The 14495-nt window shown below is 69.1% G+C and carries 9 protein-coding genes and 2 pseudogenes; 6 read left to right on the top strand and 5 right to left on the bottom strand.

The annotated features are described in order from the left end of the window. Nucleotides 1-222 precede the first annotated feature (222 nt). Together ACFU8W_RS36650 and ACFU8W_RS36645 are read left to right on the top strand one after the other, a co-directional pair. Nucleotides 223-1002: a D-Ala-D-Ala carboxypeptidase family metallohydrolase gene (locus ACFU8W_RS36650; protein WP_384046969.1), complete on the top strand. Its 780-nt coding sequence runs from the start codon at nucleotides 223-225 to the stop codon at nucleotides 1000-1002. A gap of 413 nt (nucleotides 1003-1415) precedes the next feature. Beyond that, the gene (locus ACFU8W_RS36645; protein ID WP_384046966.1) at nucleotides 1416-2513 is read left to right on the top strand and encodes a M23 family peptidase; all 1098 of its coding nucleotides are present in this window, start codon (nucleotides 1416-1418) and stop codon (nucleotides 2511-2513) included. Between the two features lie 92 nt (nucleotides 2514-2605). On the opposite strand, the pseudogene ACFU8W_RS36640 reads toward ACFU8W_RS36645, so the two are convergent. Then, nucleotides 2606-2950, bottom strand: a pseudogene (locus tag ACFU8W_RS36640) (MarR family winged helix-turn-helix transcriptional regulator); the annotation flags it as partial. Between the two features lie 101 nt (nucleotides 2951-3051). On the opposite strand from ACFU8W_RS36640, the gene ACFU8W_RS36635 reads away from it, so the two are divergent. Beyond that, nucleotides 3052-3489: an MFS transporter gene (locus ACFU8W_RS36635; protein ID WP_384046963.1), complete on the top strand. Its 438-nt coding sequence runs from the start codon at nucleotides 3052-3054 to the stop codon at nucleotides 3487-3489. Between the two features lie 217 nt (nucleotides 3490-3706). Here the strand turns inward: ACFU8W_RS36635 and ACFU8W_RS36630 are convergent, their stop codons facing one another. Together ACFU8W_RS36630 and ACFU8W_RS36625 are read right to left on the bottom strand one after the other, a co-directional pair. After that, on the bottom strand, nucleotides 3707-3904 hold the full coding sequence (locus ACFU8W_RS36630; protein ID WP_384046961.1) for a DUF4158 domain-containing protein: 198 nt from the start codon (nucleotides 3902-3904) through the stop codon (nucleotides 3707-3709). Nucleotides 3905-4120: 216 nt separating this feature from the next. Continuing rightward, nucleotides 4121-5410, bottom strand: coding sequence for an MFS transporter (locus ACFU8W_RS36625; protein WP_384046958.1), 1290 nt, complete (start codon nucleotides 5408-5410; stop codon nucleotides 4121-4123). Between the two features lie 586 nt (nucleotides 5411-5996). Here ACFU8W_RS36625 and ACFU8W_RS36620 point away from each other — a divergent pair. Continuing rightward, nucleotides 5997-6176, top strand: a pseudogene (locus tag ACFU8W_RS36620) (GNAT family N-acetyltransferase); the annotation flags it as partial. Between the two features lie 125 nt (nucleotides 6177-6301). Here ACFU8W_RS36620 and ACFU8W_RS36615 read toward each other — a convergent pair. Then, nucleotides 6302-7270, bottom strand: a complete 969-nt coding sequence (locus ACFU8W_RS36615; protein ID WP_384046956.1) for a LuxR C-terminal-related transcriptional regulator — start codon at nucleotides 7268-7270, stop codon at nucleotides 6302-6304. A gap of 306 nt (nucleotides 7271-7576) precedes the next feature. Here ACFU8W_RS36615 and ACFU8W_RS36610 point away from each other — a divergent pair, with 306 nt between their 5' ends. Together ACFU8W_RS36610 and ACFU8W_RS36605 are read left to right on the top strand one after the other, a co-directional pair. Continuing rightward, nucleotides 7577-8818 (top strand): hypothetical protein, encoded by a 1242-nt coding sequence (locus ACFU8W_RS36610; protein ID WP_384046953.1) that lies wholly within the window; start codon nucleotides 7577-7579, stop codon nucleotides 8816-8818. 882 nt (nucleotides 8819-9700) lie between these two features. Then, entirely contained in the window at nucleotides 9701-12502 is a 2802-nt protein-coding gene (locus ACFU8W_RS36605) for a family 20 glycosylhydrolase (RefSeq protein WP_384046950.1), read from the top strand. A 328-nt stretch (nucleotides 12503-12830) separates the two neighbouring features. On the opposite strand, the gene ACFU8W_RS36600 is transcribed toward ACFU8W_RS36605, so the two are convergent. Further along, on the bottom strand, nucleotides 12831-14495 hold the full coding sequence (locus ACFU8W_RS36600) for an amidohydrolase (RefSeq protein WP_384046947.1): 1665 nt from the start codon (nucleotides 14493-14495) through the stop codon (nucleotides 12831-12833).

The following is a 14495-nucleotide window of genomic DNA, read 5'->3' as shown; positions in this document are numbered from 1 at the left end:
GCTCCACGTTTCCAAGTACCGTGCAGGCCTTGCCGATTCCTACCGCGAGCACCTGCGTGAACGCCGGCCCGTAGCCCCCGCCGCCGCCCCGCCACCGCGTCAACGCCGGCATGGCCCGGCAGCTTCCGACCACGCCATTTTTTGACTGGACATTGACAACAGTTCGGCCGACTCGCGAGGCTGCGCCCCTGACCGTGTCGTCCTCCGAACAGAGGCCCCCACATGACATCGCGTTCATCCCTGCTGCTCGCGTCCGCCCTGGCCGGCGCCGGCCTGCTGCTCGCCGCGTCCACGTCCGCGTCCGCGAGCCCCGCACCGTCCCCAGCGCCCGCCTCGGCATCCGCCGGCGTCGCATCCGCCAATGCCTGCTTCACCTGGGACAGGTCCCTCAGCGAGGGAGCCTCCGGCGAGGACGTACGACAGCTCCAGATCAGGGTCGCCGGCTACCCGGGATTCGGCGGCGAGCTCGCCCTGGACGGTGAGTTCGGCCCGGCCACGAGAGCCGCGGTACAGCGCTTCCAGGCGGCCTACGGCCTGGAGGCCGACGGCATCGCGGGCCCGATCACCTTCGGCAAGATCTACGAACTCCAGAAGAGCGACTGCTCCCCGGCCAACTTCGACTGGTCGGAACTCAACCAGTGCAACTCCGACTGGTCGGACGGCCAGGTCGACGCGGGCACGGTCAAGGCCAACGTCCTGGTCACCATGTGGAAACTGCAGGCCCTGCGGCACGCGATGGGCGACAGGCCGATCGGCATCAACGACGGCTTCCGTAGCCACGCCTGCAACGACGCGGTCGGCGGCGCCTCCGACAGCCTCCACATGTACGGCCTCGCGGCCGACATGAGCGCCGGCTCCCAGGGCTTCTGCGCCCTGGCCTTCGAGGCCCGCGAACACGGCTTCACCCAGATCCTGGGGCCGGGCTACCCGGGCCACGACGACCACGTCCACGTCGCGGGCGGCACCGGCCGGTACTGGTCGGCCCCCAGCTGCGGCCTCTGACCCCACCCGCGCCGAAACCGGCCGTCTGTCTCCACCCGCCCCACCCGGAGACCCTCTGCGTGGCAGAACCACAAGTGGCGCAGACGAGCCGGGGCCGTACGCCGAGAAGAATCACCGCAGCACCATGACCTGAACAAACACGCCGGAAGAACGCTTCCGTGGCTGCTTGGACGGCTGCGCAAACACGGATGAATCCATCTCGTCGAAACTCACGCGCCCCGTTACAAGGGCGGGTCAGAGCGCGACACGCCCCAGACCAACTGACGTACACAACCGGCCTGTCAAGTTCCGGAAAGAGAAGTACCCGCCCGGAGTGGTTCAGCCTCAACGTCTCGTACGGCGTGGCCGCGGTCCACCACGCTCTCGCCATCTGTCCGCCCGGCACGCCCTCTTATGCAGAAGGGATACCGCCCATGCTTTCCAAACTGTTCGTGAGAACCACCATCGCCGCCCTCGCCGTCACCGGGCTGCTCACCACCGCGCCCGCGGCGACGGCGACCTCCCGACATTCGGCCGCGACCCCGACCGCGGTGGCCGCCGCCCAGTCGCCGTCCGCCGGGGTCACCGTGAAGATGCCGGCCGCGGTCGCCGACCGCCTCGGCACCGGCCGCAAAGCGCTGATGGACGCCATCTCCACAGACGTCCTGTCCCGGTCCCACGACGCCAAGAGCCTCACCCCGAAGGCCGCCGTCAGCAAGCTCGCCGACGAGGGCCGCAAGGTGGTCGTCGACGTCCGCGCCGTCTCGCGCGACTGGGCCCGTGGCGTCGCGTACGTCGAAGCGCCGCGCACGCACCACGGCCAGCCGGAAGGCTGGCTCTACATCGCCCACCGCAAGGACGGGCGCTGGGTCTCAGGCCTCGAAGGCGACCGCGAATTCGCCGACTACGCGGCCGAGTCCCCGCTGGTCGGCAAGGCGGAGCGGCAGACCATGACGGCATACGCGCAGCACGAGGCGACGCCGCAGAAGCAGGCATCGTCGATAGGGACCTTGGCCAACACCAACGGGCTGCTGCTGCCCTGGATGCCCGACTACTACATGACCCTGACCGGTGGCCCGCACTCCAGCGACGGCGCGACCGGCTACTGGAGCAGCCTCGACTTCGCCGGTGGTAACGCCAGCAGCCGGGTCCGTTCGTCCCGTGAAGGTACGGCGACCTCGATGTGCGGCGCCGGCGGCGGCTGGACCAGGGTGATCCACCCCGGCGGTTTCTCGACGGACTACTACCACATGTGGAACGCGACCTACTACAACGGTACGTGGGTCCCCAGCAGCGCCCTGCTCGGAACCACCGGCACCGACACCTGCGCCGGCGGTTCCGCGACCGGAGCCCATGTGCACTGGAGCCTGCGCACGTACGACGCCAACTACGTCGGCCAGTACACGTGGCTGCACGGCCGCACCATCGGCGGCTGGACCTGGTGGAACGGCTCCGGCCAGTACACCGGCTGCGCCACCCGCTCCGGCATCACCGCCTGCCCCGGCACGGCGATCTACAACCGCACCAGCTGACACCGCCCTGCGACTCCGCACTCGGCCCCACCGCCGAGTGCGGAGTCATGCGGTCAGGGCCTCACAGTCGCGGACCGAGCGGCGGTGGAGCATCAGCCATCCGTGGGTTCGCTGAGGGCTTTGGCCATGGTGTCGATGTCGGCGAGCAGTGCTGCGAGACGTTTGTGGGGGATGGCATTGATCATGCGTTCCTCGATGGCGTAGACGGCGGTGCGGGCCGCATGCAGGCACTGTTGTCCTGCGGGGGTGAGATGGACGGGCAGGGCGCGGCCGTGGTCGGTACTGGTGGGACGGGTGATGAGGCCGGCGTCTTTGAGGCCGCGAAGGACGACGTTGGCGGACTGCCGAGTGACGAAGGTGCCGTGGGCGAGGTCGGCGTTGGACAGGCCGTGCTGTTCGTCGAGGAGTTCGAAGCAGGATTACTGCGGGACGGTGAGGTCATTCCCGACTCCCCGCGTCCGGCGGGCGCATGCCCCGAGCGGACGACGGCCTCTAGGAGTCCACCGCCGCCGACCGCACCCTGGTGCGATTCCTGCTGATGACCGTGTTCGCCGAGTTCGTCTGCATCCAGTCCACCGTCGGCCTGCCCCTGCACGTCAGCAACGTGGGTCTGAACGAGCGCGACTTCGGTCTCCTCATCGGGCTCAACGGTCTGCTGGTGTTGGTTCTCGAGCTGCCCGTCACGGGTGCGGTCTCCCGGTACCGGCCGGAGTACGTACTGGCCATCGGCAACCTGATCATCGGTGTCGGTCTCGCGCTGACCGGGTTCATGACCGGCATGGTCCTGCTGTCGGCGACGGTGCTGGTTTGGACGCTCGGCGAGGTGATGACCAGCTCCATCTCCCAGGCTTACCTGGGAAGTCTGGCTCCGCCGCGGATGGTCGGGCGTTACCAGGGGTTGCACGGCGTCGCGTACACGACCGGTACGGGCGCCGGACCGCTCATCGGTGGTGCCGTGTACGCGATCGGCCCATGAGCGCTGTGGGCCCTGGTCGGCGTGGTCGGGCTGCTGTCCGCCCAGCTCTGTCTGCCGCGCCGCCGCGCGGCATCCACAGTTCTCGAACCGGATTCCTGACCTGGGGACGGGACCATGGACGGCGCGACGTCACCGGCCGTCGGCGTACACGAGATCTGCGACGCCTACGTGGCCGACTACACCCGTCTGCAACCCGCCGCGGCAACCGAGTTCGGCATCAGCGGCCGCGACGGCGACCTGCCCGACTCTTGGCCGGACGGGCCTCGGGCGTGCGTGTCGTGTCCGAGCCCATCGGCAAGGCCAAAACTTCCTCGATCCGCAGCTGCTCGGCCAGATGCTCGATGACCGACCACGGCACGTCCACCAGAAACTGGCCGACGTACCGGACGGCGCACATCTGCACCCCGAAGCCCATCTTCGGTCGCAGGCCAGGAAAGGGCTGTGACCGGGACCTCTGCGTGGTGACTGATGTCGCTGGCGGAGTCGATCAGCAGGGGCCGATGGTCTTCACCGGCCGGTGGCCGGTGCGACTCCTTACGCTCGAAGAGGTCGCTTTATGCGTGAGCCGTGAGAGCACCTGTCGCTCGGCGGCGAGAGCACCCGATGCTTCGGGCCGACCCCACGCGCACCATCAACGCGCAACACCGGGAGCAGGCTCGGGCTGGGGAACATCGCGCATGTGGCGGAGCGGGGAGCAGAACACGAACCAGCCGGCCGCCCAGGAACCGATGAACGCCAGCCAGAGTGCGGGCCGCACCCCAATCAGTGTGCCAAGTACTCCGCCGAGGATGCTGCCGAACGGCAGCGTGCCCCACACGATCCAGCGGACGGCCGCGTTCATCCGGCCCATCAGCTCCGGCGGTGTCACCGATTGCCGGTAGCTGAGCTGCGCGACGTTGTACACCATCGCGGAGAAGTACGTGATGCCCCAGCCAACCGGGAACAGCAGCACCCCCCAGCCTCGCCAAGCGGCCGCCGCGATGACCTGCGGCGCGCTGAACACCAGCATCGACACCCAGATGATCCGCGCCGAGCCGATCTTCTTGGCGAGCCGACCGGCGAACACTCCCCCGGCGATCCCGCCGACAGCCGAGCCCGCCACGACCAGCCCGATCAGCCCGGGACGCACGTGCAGCACCCGGACGAGGAAAATCATCGCCAGCGCCGAACTCATGCCGCCGAACAGGTTCGCGGTGCCCGTGCACGCCACGACCCTCCGCAATATCTTGTGCCCGACGACGAATCTCAATCCCTCGGCGATCTGGCTCCGCAATGTCTCGCCCTCGCGCCGCGCGGGCGGCGGCTCCTCGCGCGTCCTGATTCCGGATATCGAGAAGACCGAGACCGCGTAGGAGATCGCGTCGGCGGTCATCGCCCCTGCGGCGCCGAACGCCGCGACCAGTCCCCCGCCCAGGCTGGGTCCCCCGAGCTGCGCGAACGCCTGGGTGGTGCCCAGCTTGCCGTTGGCGTCCATCCGGAGATCGGCGCGGATCAGCGACGGCACATAACTCTGGTACGAGACGTCGAAGAACACCGTGCACACACCGGCTGCGACAGCGACGACGTAGAGCTGCGCCATCGTCAGGGAGCCGAGGACAGCCGCCAGCGGTACCGAGCCGATGATCAGCAGGCGGAGGATGTTGCAGACAATCATGATGGAACGTTTGGATCCGCGGTCCACGAGCGCGCCCGCGGGCAGCGCGATCAGCGCGAACGCTGCCGTGGTGGCAGCGGTCAGCAGCCCGACCTGGAACGTGCTCGCCTTGAGCGCGACGACCGCAACCAGAGGCAAAGCGACCTGGGTGACCGCCGAGCCCATCTCACTGACCGTCTGGCCGCTCCACAGCAGCATGAAATCCCGCTGACGCCAGAGGCTCGGACCATCGGTCTCCGACCCGACATCCTTCGCTACTTCCGTCACAGCCCCAACTCCGCTCTCAGATCCGCGGCCCGGACTATGCCGCTGATCACCAACACGCCGACACGGTCCTCTCGGTTCTCGCCGACATCTCCCGGTACCGATCGAGACTCAACGACACCCGCTCTCCGTATTCACCTGCACAGCCGAAGAGGTGACTGCGGCGGCGCGCTGCCGGCCCAGCGCGCGGGCGAGCTGGTCCCTCAGCTCTCGTGCTTCCGACTCAAGTTGGCGGTTACGGGCCGTCGCGGCCTCCAGACGCCGGAGCAAGGACGCGTCCAAGGCGCGCTGCTGGGCAGGGACCTGGGGTGTCGAGGACGCTGGTCCGTGCCGATCGCGCAGACGGATGATCTCGGCCTCGATCTCCCCGTCCATGGGGACGACGGCCCAACCGCCGCGGCGGCCGGCGGGCCTCAACGTCACCATCAACCCGCCGAGCGGCACCCCGTGGCGGGCGTGGCACCCCGGCCCTGGGCCACTCCGTGTCTCTTCGACCATCGGCTGCCTTCCCGAGTCCCCAAAACCGCACCACGCCCGACGGTCGGAAACCGGGTGCGGACTATCGGTCCCGTGATGTGTGATCGGGGGGATGGAGACTGTGTTGGGCAAGCCGGGAGTCGACGGGCTGAGCGAGGCTGTGGGCGTACTGCGGGAGTGGCAGTACGACGGGGCGCCGATGCAACTGCATCCTGGGGACCTGGGCTGGTTCTGGCGGTTGGGTGCGGAAGTGACCGCTGCGGCGGTCAGGACGTGGCGCCGGCCCGGGAAGCGTGGTGGAAGCCGGTGAGCGCCAGTGCCTTGTCGCGCAGCCCGACCGGGGCCGCCGTCGGGGCGGGAAGCGAGGAGGTGCGGCCCGGCGAGCCGGTACTTCCCCGTTCACTTGGGGCTCCGCGCTCAGAGCCAGCCGCGGCGGCTGGCCTGGACGCCGAGTTGGAAGCGGGTCTGTGCGCCCAGGACTTCCTGGAGGCGGGCGATGCGGCGGGCCACTGTCCGTTCGCTGACGCCGAGTTCACGGGCGATGGACTCATCGGTGAGTCCGCCGCTGAGGTAGGTGAGAAGCTGCCGGGCGTCGTCGGTGGGGGAAGCGCCGGCGTCGTCCATGGACTCGTGGCTGATGGGGAGCGGAACGGCCATCTGCCAGTACGACTCGAACACGCCGACGAGTCCGTCGAGCAGGGCCGATCGCTGCACGGCGATGTAGTGGCGTCGCTGGTGGTCACGCGCCGGTGCGGTGACGACGGCGAAGCGGTCGTCACAGATCATCAGGTTCAACGCGACGTTGGGGAAGACGCGGGCGCGTTCACCGAGGTTGACGCAGGTCTGGATGGCCTCCCGGGCCAGCGGGTCACGCAGCACCTGGGCGCCGTAGACCACTGAGTACGCGACGCCACGCGCGAGTGCCTCCAGGCAGCCGGGCGCCACCTGCGCGGGTGCGGCGAGACGGCCGGTGGGGCCGATCGAGAGAGCACGGACCTGGTACACCGCCTCGTCCTGCACGCGCCGGGCGAGCGCGTCACGGGCCGCCTCCGTCCGGACTATCTCGATGTATCCCGGACCTTCGGCGTGGTGGTCGCGCCAGAACCGGGCGAGTTCGTCGGCGCTGTCGCGCAGGGTGCCGAGTTCCTTCGCGCGGATCTCCGCGAGGGCATCGAGCGCTGCCCGCGGGGGGCGGGCGACGAGCTGTTCCCCGTCTGGTTCCAATAGGCCCAGTCCGGTGAGTTCGTCGGCGGCCGCGCGGACGGCGTCCGGGGTCACGCGCAGGGTGCTTGCCAGCCCGGCCGGAGGCGCCGGGCCGCGCTGGACGAGCGCGAGGTAGATGTCCTCGGCCGTCGCGGTGAGACCTATGACCCGAAGTGGATGCATATTCGAATCATTGCACGCATATGCGATTTACTCCATGTGGAGGTCGTGTGCACATAGCGACTACCCATCCGGTAGGGGCGTTATACGGAGTGACGTTTCGTCAAGTCAGGGGTCGTCACGTGGAGGGTGTACGGCGATGTGTGGCATCGCATCTGTCACCTTCCTGCCATGCCGGATTCCGACAGCACAGACGACTTCTCCGGAAAGCGTATTCCTTGCAAACTCTTGCCCCATGGCACTCCGACCGCCTCTCCCGTCCCACAAGGACGACCGGCGTGTCGGCTTCAACACACCAAGGAGTTGACCGTGAAGAAGACCTTCGCCTGGGCCGTCACCCTCGTGACCGCGGCCACCTGCACGTTGGGTACCGCCCTGCCTGCAGCGGCCGCGGACGGCACGACGGCCACCGCCGTCACCGCCGCGTCCTACGGCTCCGCGTCCTACGGCTCCGCGATCGACACATCCTCGCTCGACCCGAAGACGAAGGCCCTCGTCGATGAGATCCAGGCCAAGCTGCCGGCCGACTGGCAGGCGCGCCTCCAGGCCGCCAACACCAAGTACGGCATGGGCGACAGCCAGTGGGCCGACATCCTCAACAGCGTCATCAACCCGGGCGACTACCAGTGCCAGAGCACCGAGCTGACGGCCTATGCGAACACGCTGCTCGACGGCGCCAACGACCCCTTCGCGATCTTCATCCTCTCCCTGTTCGGCGGGTTCGACTTCCCCACGTACGATGCGCTGTTGTTCGGCAGCGAGTCCAAGTCCAACACCTACGGCGTCAACGGTGAATACACCAACCAGCTGACGTCCGAGGCCAAGGATCTCAAGTCGTTCTGGGACATCTACTCCGACGACATCCAGCTCATGCCGATGCACGGCGCCGACGTCTACTCCTCCCCGGAACGGCTCGCCCGCACCCTGTCCGTGCTGTACGGCGGCACGCCCGAGAGCAACCTCGACCTGGCCGAGCTGTTCATCTCGCTGGTCGACTCCGAGCCCGTGCTGAAGGGCGGGGCCAACCCGATCTTCACCTTCAACGCGTTCGCCTACTCCGAGAAGGGCGACCCGCAGCCGCTGGGCATCTCCGACCGCATCGTCATGGGCGACGGCATCCTGGAGGCCATGAAGGCCATCGGCCTGGGCGACACCGCTCCGCGCGCCATCCTCGGCCACGAGTTCGGCCACCACGTGCAGTACGAGAACAACCTGTTCGACAACACCACGCTGACCGGGCCGGAGGCCACCCGCCGCACCGAGCTGATGGCGGACGCGTTCGGCACGTACTTCCTCACGCACTCGCGCGGCGAGGCTCTCAACACCAAGCGGGTGCTCGACTCCGCCAAGTCCTTCTACCAGGTAGGCGACTGCAGCTTCAGCAGCAACGGGCACCACGGCACGCCCAACCAGCGTATCGCGGCGTCCACATGGGGCGCGAGCATCGCCAACGAGGCCCCCAACCAGGGACACATCCTGCCCTCGATGAAGCTCGATGAGTTGTTCGAGGCGAAGCTCCCCGACATCGTGAAGCCGGACGCGACCAACTGAGTGCACGGACTGGCCGGCGCACCACGGCTCACGGGCCGTCCGCCGGCCAGGACACGGACACGCATCCAGTGTCCTGACCTGTCGGCCATCACTCCGACAGAGCCTGTGGCGGCCGCCCCCGATCGGGGGCGGCCGCGGGCATGTACGGCTGATCGCCGCAGCCACACTTTGCCTGCGGACCTGCACACACTCCCGCTCCGGCGCGGTGCAGTGCTACCGGGTCATTGGCCGTGCGCGGGGCTTCAGTCCGGTGATGAAACGAATCTCAAGACTGCTCTGGCCTCGGCTGCCTACCTGGGCACCGTGACCGCCGCTGCGCTGCTGATCCTGATCTGGCTCCGTTCCTGAGCGGAGTATCGAGCCTGTCATTCCTCGGAATACCGACGCCACCGGACGGGATGACCAATGCTGCGAGTCCACATCCTGGTCATGCCGTCCATCTTTTGGACCTCTCAGCCACTGTGATCTTCGTGCGGGCAATAGGCGCGGCATGACGACGGAGATACGGCAGGCGTACCTACTGACTGCCGGTAAGTAGCCAGCCGTCGGACCCGCAGGCCGGCCGCGTGACACCTCGGCATGCGGACTCGCCAGCCCCAGGGGCCGGCCAGGCGCGTGTCACGTCGGCCTCCGTGGAGGCGGCCTCACGCCGACGGCGAGGGCTGTGCCCGCTCGCGCTCCGCCGGTCTTCGTCATCGCAGCAGCCCCTCCCGGACGGGGAGTTCAGGTCAGTACCGGAGTCAGCGCAAGGGACTAGACCACTTCACGCCGCAGCGCTATGGTGCTCGAACCTGAAAGAAAGCCTGACCCTTCAAGCAAGTGCATGCATCGTTGGTTGCCCCTCAGGGAGTCCCCGTGCGGTTGCGGAAAAAGAAGAGTCCTGTGCCCGTCCGACCTCGTGGGCCGCGTCTGCTGCTCGCGGTGGTCCTCATGGCCATGGCCGGTCTGGCCGGCGCGCCGTCGGCCGTCGCCGAGCCCGCCGCGTCGGGCGCGTCCGTCGCGCCGGACACCGCGCTCGTCCCGCGTCCGGTCGTCGTCCAACAGGACGCCGGCAAGGCGCCGTTCGTCCTGCGACCCTCACTCGCCGTCGTCGCGGACGGCGAGGCGGCTCGCGTCGCCTCGCAGCTCGCGGGAGAGCTGCGTGACGCGACCGGGTTCCGGGTGCCGGTGCGCGCGCACGGCGGATCCAACGCCATACACATCACGGTGGACCCGGCGGCGCGATACACCGTCGACGGCGCCGCGCCCACCCCGGAGTCGTACGTCCTGGACGTCAACAGTGATGTCGTGTCGATCAACGCGCGCACCGCCCACGGCGCGTTCAACGGCGTGCAGAGCCTGCGTCAACTGCTGCCCGCTTGGGCCGAGTCACGGACTCCGGTCGTCACCGACTGGCGCGTGCCCGCAACGCACATCGAAGACGCGCCGCGCTTCTCCTATCGCGGCGTCATGCTCGACGTGGCCCGGTCCTTCCAGGACGTCGACGCCGTCAAGCGCTACATCGACAAGCTGTCCCGGATGAAGATGAGCGTGCTGCACCTGCACCTCGCCGACGACCAGGGCTGGCGGATCGAGATCACCAACGACGGCAAGGCCACGGGCGACCCGATCGACTACAGCGCGCTGCACCGCGAGTCCGGCGCGACCGCGATGAACCAGCAGGGATACCGGGGCGAGTTGGGCCGCACCGGCTACTACACGCAGAAGCAGTACCGTGACATCGTCGCCTACGCCAGGGACCGGTTCGTCACCGTCGTCCCCGAGGTCGACATACCCAGTCACACCAATGCCGCCCTGCACGCGATCCCGCAGCTCAACACCGACCGGTCCCTGCCCGCGCCCAACCCCAAGACCGGCGTCGTGGACTGGAACGGCACCGGCAACGTGGGATATTCCGCCCTCGACGAGCGGCACGACCTCACCTACACCTTCGTGGAGCACGTCTTCCACCAACTGGCCGAAATGACCGGCGGCCCGTACGTGCACATCGGTGGCGACGAGTCCCACGCGATGGGCCACACCCGCTACGTCGACTTCATCTCCCGCGCCGTGCCCCGCATCAAGGCGGCGTCGGGCGTCGGGACCATGGGCTGGACGGAGTACGCCGAGGCCGGCCTGTCCCAGAAACCGGGCTTCTGGGACGGCTCGGTCGTGCAGTACTGGGTCGGTTCCGGTGACTGGGTACGCGACTTCATCGCCAAGGGCGGCAAGGCCGTGGTGTCGGCCGCGGGCGGCTCCTACCTGGACCAGAAGTACACCAAGGACACCCCGATCGGCCTGACATGGGCCTGCGGTGGCACTTGCGACTTCCAGCGCTACTACGACTGGGACCCGACCACGACGGTGTCCGGCGGTATCCCCGAGGCGGGCGTGCTCGGCGTCGAGGGCCCGCTGTGGTCGGAGACCGTGCGCGGCGGCGACCAGGCGGAGTTTCTGACACTGCCTCGGGCGGCCGCGATCCTGGAGACCGGCTGGACGCCCAAGGCTCAGAAGGACGTCGCCGACTTCGCCTCCCGCCTCGCCCAGCTCGGCCCGCGCCTCACCGTGGCGGGCACCAACTTCTACGAGAGCCCGGGAGCGCGGTGGGCCGCCACCGTCGCCGGCACCGACGCGGTCGCCCCGAACGGAGTCACCACCCGGCACGAGCTGGGGCTCGTCGCCGCACCCGGCACCAAGATCTCCGAGAACGGCACCGAAATCGTTCCGGACACCGTGGCGACCGACGGCGACCCCGCCTCGTCCAGCGCGCTCACCAAGCCCCTGACCGCGACCGCGAAGTGCGAGGAACGGGTCCTGCCGGTGACGTTCACCCAGAGCCAGGCACGCGACTCCCTGCACGCCGCAGGCCTCTACACCGCCACTGTGAAGGCGGCGTTCCCCCAGGACACGACGTGTGTGCTCACCCCGTCGGTGGGCGACCCGGTGTCCGTCCGCGTCCGGGTCTCCGACGCACGCGCGGAGGACCGCGACGCTCCGGCCGCCACCCCGACACTTGAGGTCCCGCGGAACGTGAAGGCCGGAACGTGGGTCCCGCTGAAGCTGACCGGGTTCGCGCTCGGCTACGTCGACATCCGCATCGACGACAAGACCCTCTACACGGTGCGCGCCGACGCGGCCGGCCGGTTCGCCCGCCACGGCGTCGTCCCGGCAGCGACCTACGACGGCACGCACACGATCAGCGCCGTCCAGGGCGACCGCTCGGCACGCCAAACGGTGTCGGTCGCGTCCGAGTTGCGCCCGCTGCCGAACCCGATCGACCAGTCCACGCTCCGCGTGCACGACGTCGACAGCCAGGAGACCGTCGGCGAGAACGGCGCCGCCGCGAACGCCATCGATGGAGACCTCAACACGATCTGGCACACCCAGTGGTACAGCGCGTCCCCCGATTTCCCCCACCACATCACCTTGGACCTGGGCAAGCAGTACGACGTCACGGGCCTGCAGTACACGCAGCGGCAGAACGCCCGCAACGGCAGGATCAAGGACTACCGGATCGAGGTGTCCGTCGACGGCACCACGTGGAAAGAGGCGGCCAACAACTCCTTCACCGAGGCGCTCACTCCGCAGAACGCCGAGTTCGATGCCGTCCGTGGGCGGTACGTGCGCCTGACGGGCCTCAACTCCCAGGCAGGCAACGCCTTCGCGGGCGCTGCGGAGATCAACGTGGGCGGCCGCCCCGTCTGAGGCCGCTCCAGCAGATGTGATGTGCGCCGCCGATGCCGGGCGGGTGCTACCCCCGGCATCGGCGGCGGCACCCGCGCCCCGACCTCGCACACGAAGCGCCGACACCCGTATCGCATTGCTGGAACCCCGCAGGAAGTACATCGATGACTCGCACCGCGGGCAGCACAACCCGCGTGTTCAGCCGTCGCGGCGTCAGATGCGGTGCATCGCAAGGCGGAGGGCCGTCCTCATACTGGGCGTATTCGGGCGTTCCGACAATGCAGCGACGTGCCGTAGCTGTCGTCGTGCGCCCGCCAGGGATTACGGGACTGCCCTTAGGCCGCAGGCCTCAGGAATCGGCGGACCACACCTGGCGGCCGCCGACCCAGGTGGACCGGACGGGGATCTCGGAGATACCGTCCGGGTCGGTGTCGAAGGGACTGGCGCCGAGCACCACGAAGTCGGCGAGCATCCCCGGTACCAGGCGGCCCTTGAGGTGGGACTCGCCGGTGGCGTGAGCGGATCCGGCGGTGTACACCTCGAGCGCCTGAGCAACCGTCAGCCGCTGGTCGGCGCCGAGCACCCGGCCGTCGGCGGTGCGCCGGGTAACCATGGTCTGGACGGCGAGCAGCGGGTTGAGCGGTCCGGCCGGGTAGTCGGAGGAGCCCGCGACAGTGATACCGGCGTCCAGCAGGGTGCGGTGCGCGCACGCCTGTTCGGCGCGCTCGTCGCCGTAGTAGCCGATGAGCTTGGCGCCGTGCCCGTAGACGAAGGAGCCGAACGGGACCGGGGTGGCCCCGCTGCGGCGGATCCGTTCGACCAGGGCGTCGTCCACCATGCTGCAGTGCTCGATCCGATGGTTGACCGTGTTCTGCGGGTGCAGGGCGCGTGCCCGTTCGATGGCGTCCAGCACCTTGCCGACCGCTAGATCGCCGTTGGCGTGGACGCCGACCCGCAGCCCGGCGGCGTGCGCCGCCTCCACCGTGGCCGCCAACTCCTCGTCGCCCATCACCTGGATGCCGTTGTCACCGCCGGTCTCCGCCCGATACGGCCTGCTGCACAGACAGGTGCCGCCCGCCAGCGCGCCGTCGGCCATCAGTTTGACGCCGACCACCCGCACCCACTCGTCGCCGAAGCCCGCGCGCAGCCCGGCCCGGCGCAGCTCGTCGAGGTAGCGGTACCACAGCAGCATGCCGACGCGGGCGGTCAGCCGCCCGCGCTCGGACGCGAGCTGGTACAGGCGCAACTCCTTGGGGGTGACGAAGGCGTCGCACCACGAGGTGATACCGGTGGCGTGCAGGTCGGAGCAGACCTCTGCCAGCGGCTCGACGAGGTCCTCGATGCTGTGGCTGGGCAGGAACTCGGGTTCGCCGACCGCCCGGTACCACTCGTCGAACCAGGCCCGCTCGTACATCCAGCCGTCCAACCGCCCGGTGGCGTCCCGGCCCAGGTCGCCACCGGGCGGGGTGGGGTCGCCATCCCGGAACCTGGCGAGTTCCAGTGCGGGCGAGTTGGCGACGGCCATGTGGGAGGAGAAGTGGACGACCACCACCGGACGGCCCGGGGCGAGGGCGTCCAGGGCGGCACGGTCGAGTCGGCCCTCGGGGTCGGTGCGCGGGTCGTAGCCCTCGGCCGTCACCCAGCCGCCGGGTGGGGCGGTCGCGACGGCGGCGGCGATGCGCTCGCGCGGCGGCACGGAGGTGTCCCCGCTGCCCAGGTGAAGACGCAGCTTGGTCTCGGCGAGACAGGAGGGGTGGCAATGCGCGTCGTGAAAGCCGGGTACGACGTGGCCGTCGCCGAGGTCGGTGCGGTCGGCGGCGGGAAAGGTCGCGGACAGCTCGGCCAGACCACCGGTGGCAACGATCCGGCCGGCCAGGACGGCAAGGGCCTGGGTCTGCGGTCCGGCAAGGGTGGTGATCGCGCGGGCGTGGAAGATCCGCACCTTCTCCGACCGGTGCGATGCGGCGGCCGACACCGGGGAGGCGAACTGCGGAAAGGCGGCTGGGGTTGTCAT

It is taken from the genome of Streptomyces sp. NPDC057565, from assembly GCF_042801455.1.
GTDB classification, from domain to species: Bacteria; Actinomycetota; Actinomycetes; order Streptomycetales; family Streptomycetaceae; genus Streptomyces; species Streptomyces yanii.
This window is presented reverse-complemented; position numbering and strand designations above follow the sequence as displayed.

Coding starts and splice junctions, on each gene's coding strand:
- ACFU8W_RS36615 (WP_384046956.1), bottom strand. CDS start 7,270: ATGCATCCACTTCGGGTCATAGGTCTCACCGCGACGGCCGAGGACATC.
- ACFU8W_RS36650 (WP_384046969.1), top strand. CDS start 223: ATGACATCGCGTTCATCCCTGCTGCTCGCGTCCGCCCTGGCCGGCGCC.
- ACFU8W_RS36645 (WP_384046966.1), top strand. CDS start 1,416: ATGCTTTCCAAACTGTTCGTGAGAACCACCATCGCCGCCCTCGCCGTC.
- ACFU8W_RS36635 (WP_384046963.1), top strand. CDS start 3,052: ATGACCGTGTTCGCCGAGTTCGTCTGCATCCAGTCCACCGTCGGCCTG.
- ACFU8W_RS36630 (WP_384046961.1), bottom strand. CDS start 3,904: ATGGGCTTCGGGGTGCAGATGTGCGCCGTCCGGTACGTCGGCCAGTTT.
- ACFU8W_RS36600 (WP_384046947.1), bottom strand. CDS start 14,495: ATGACAACCCCAGCCGCCTTTCCGCAGTTCGCCTCCCCGGTGTCGGCC.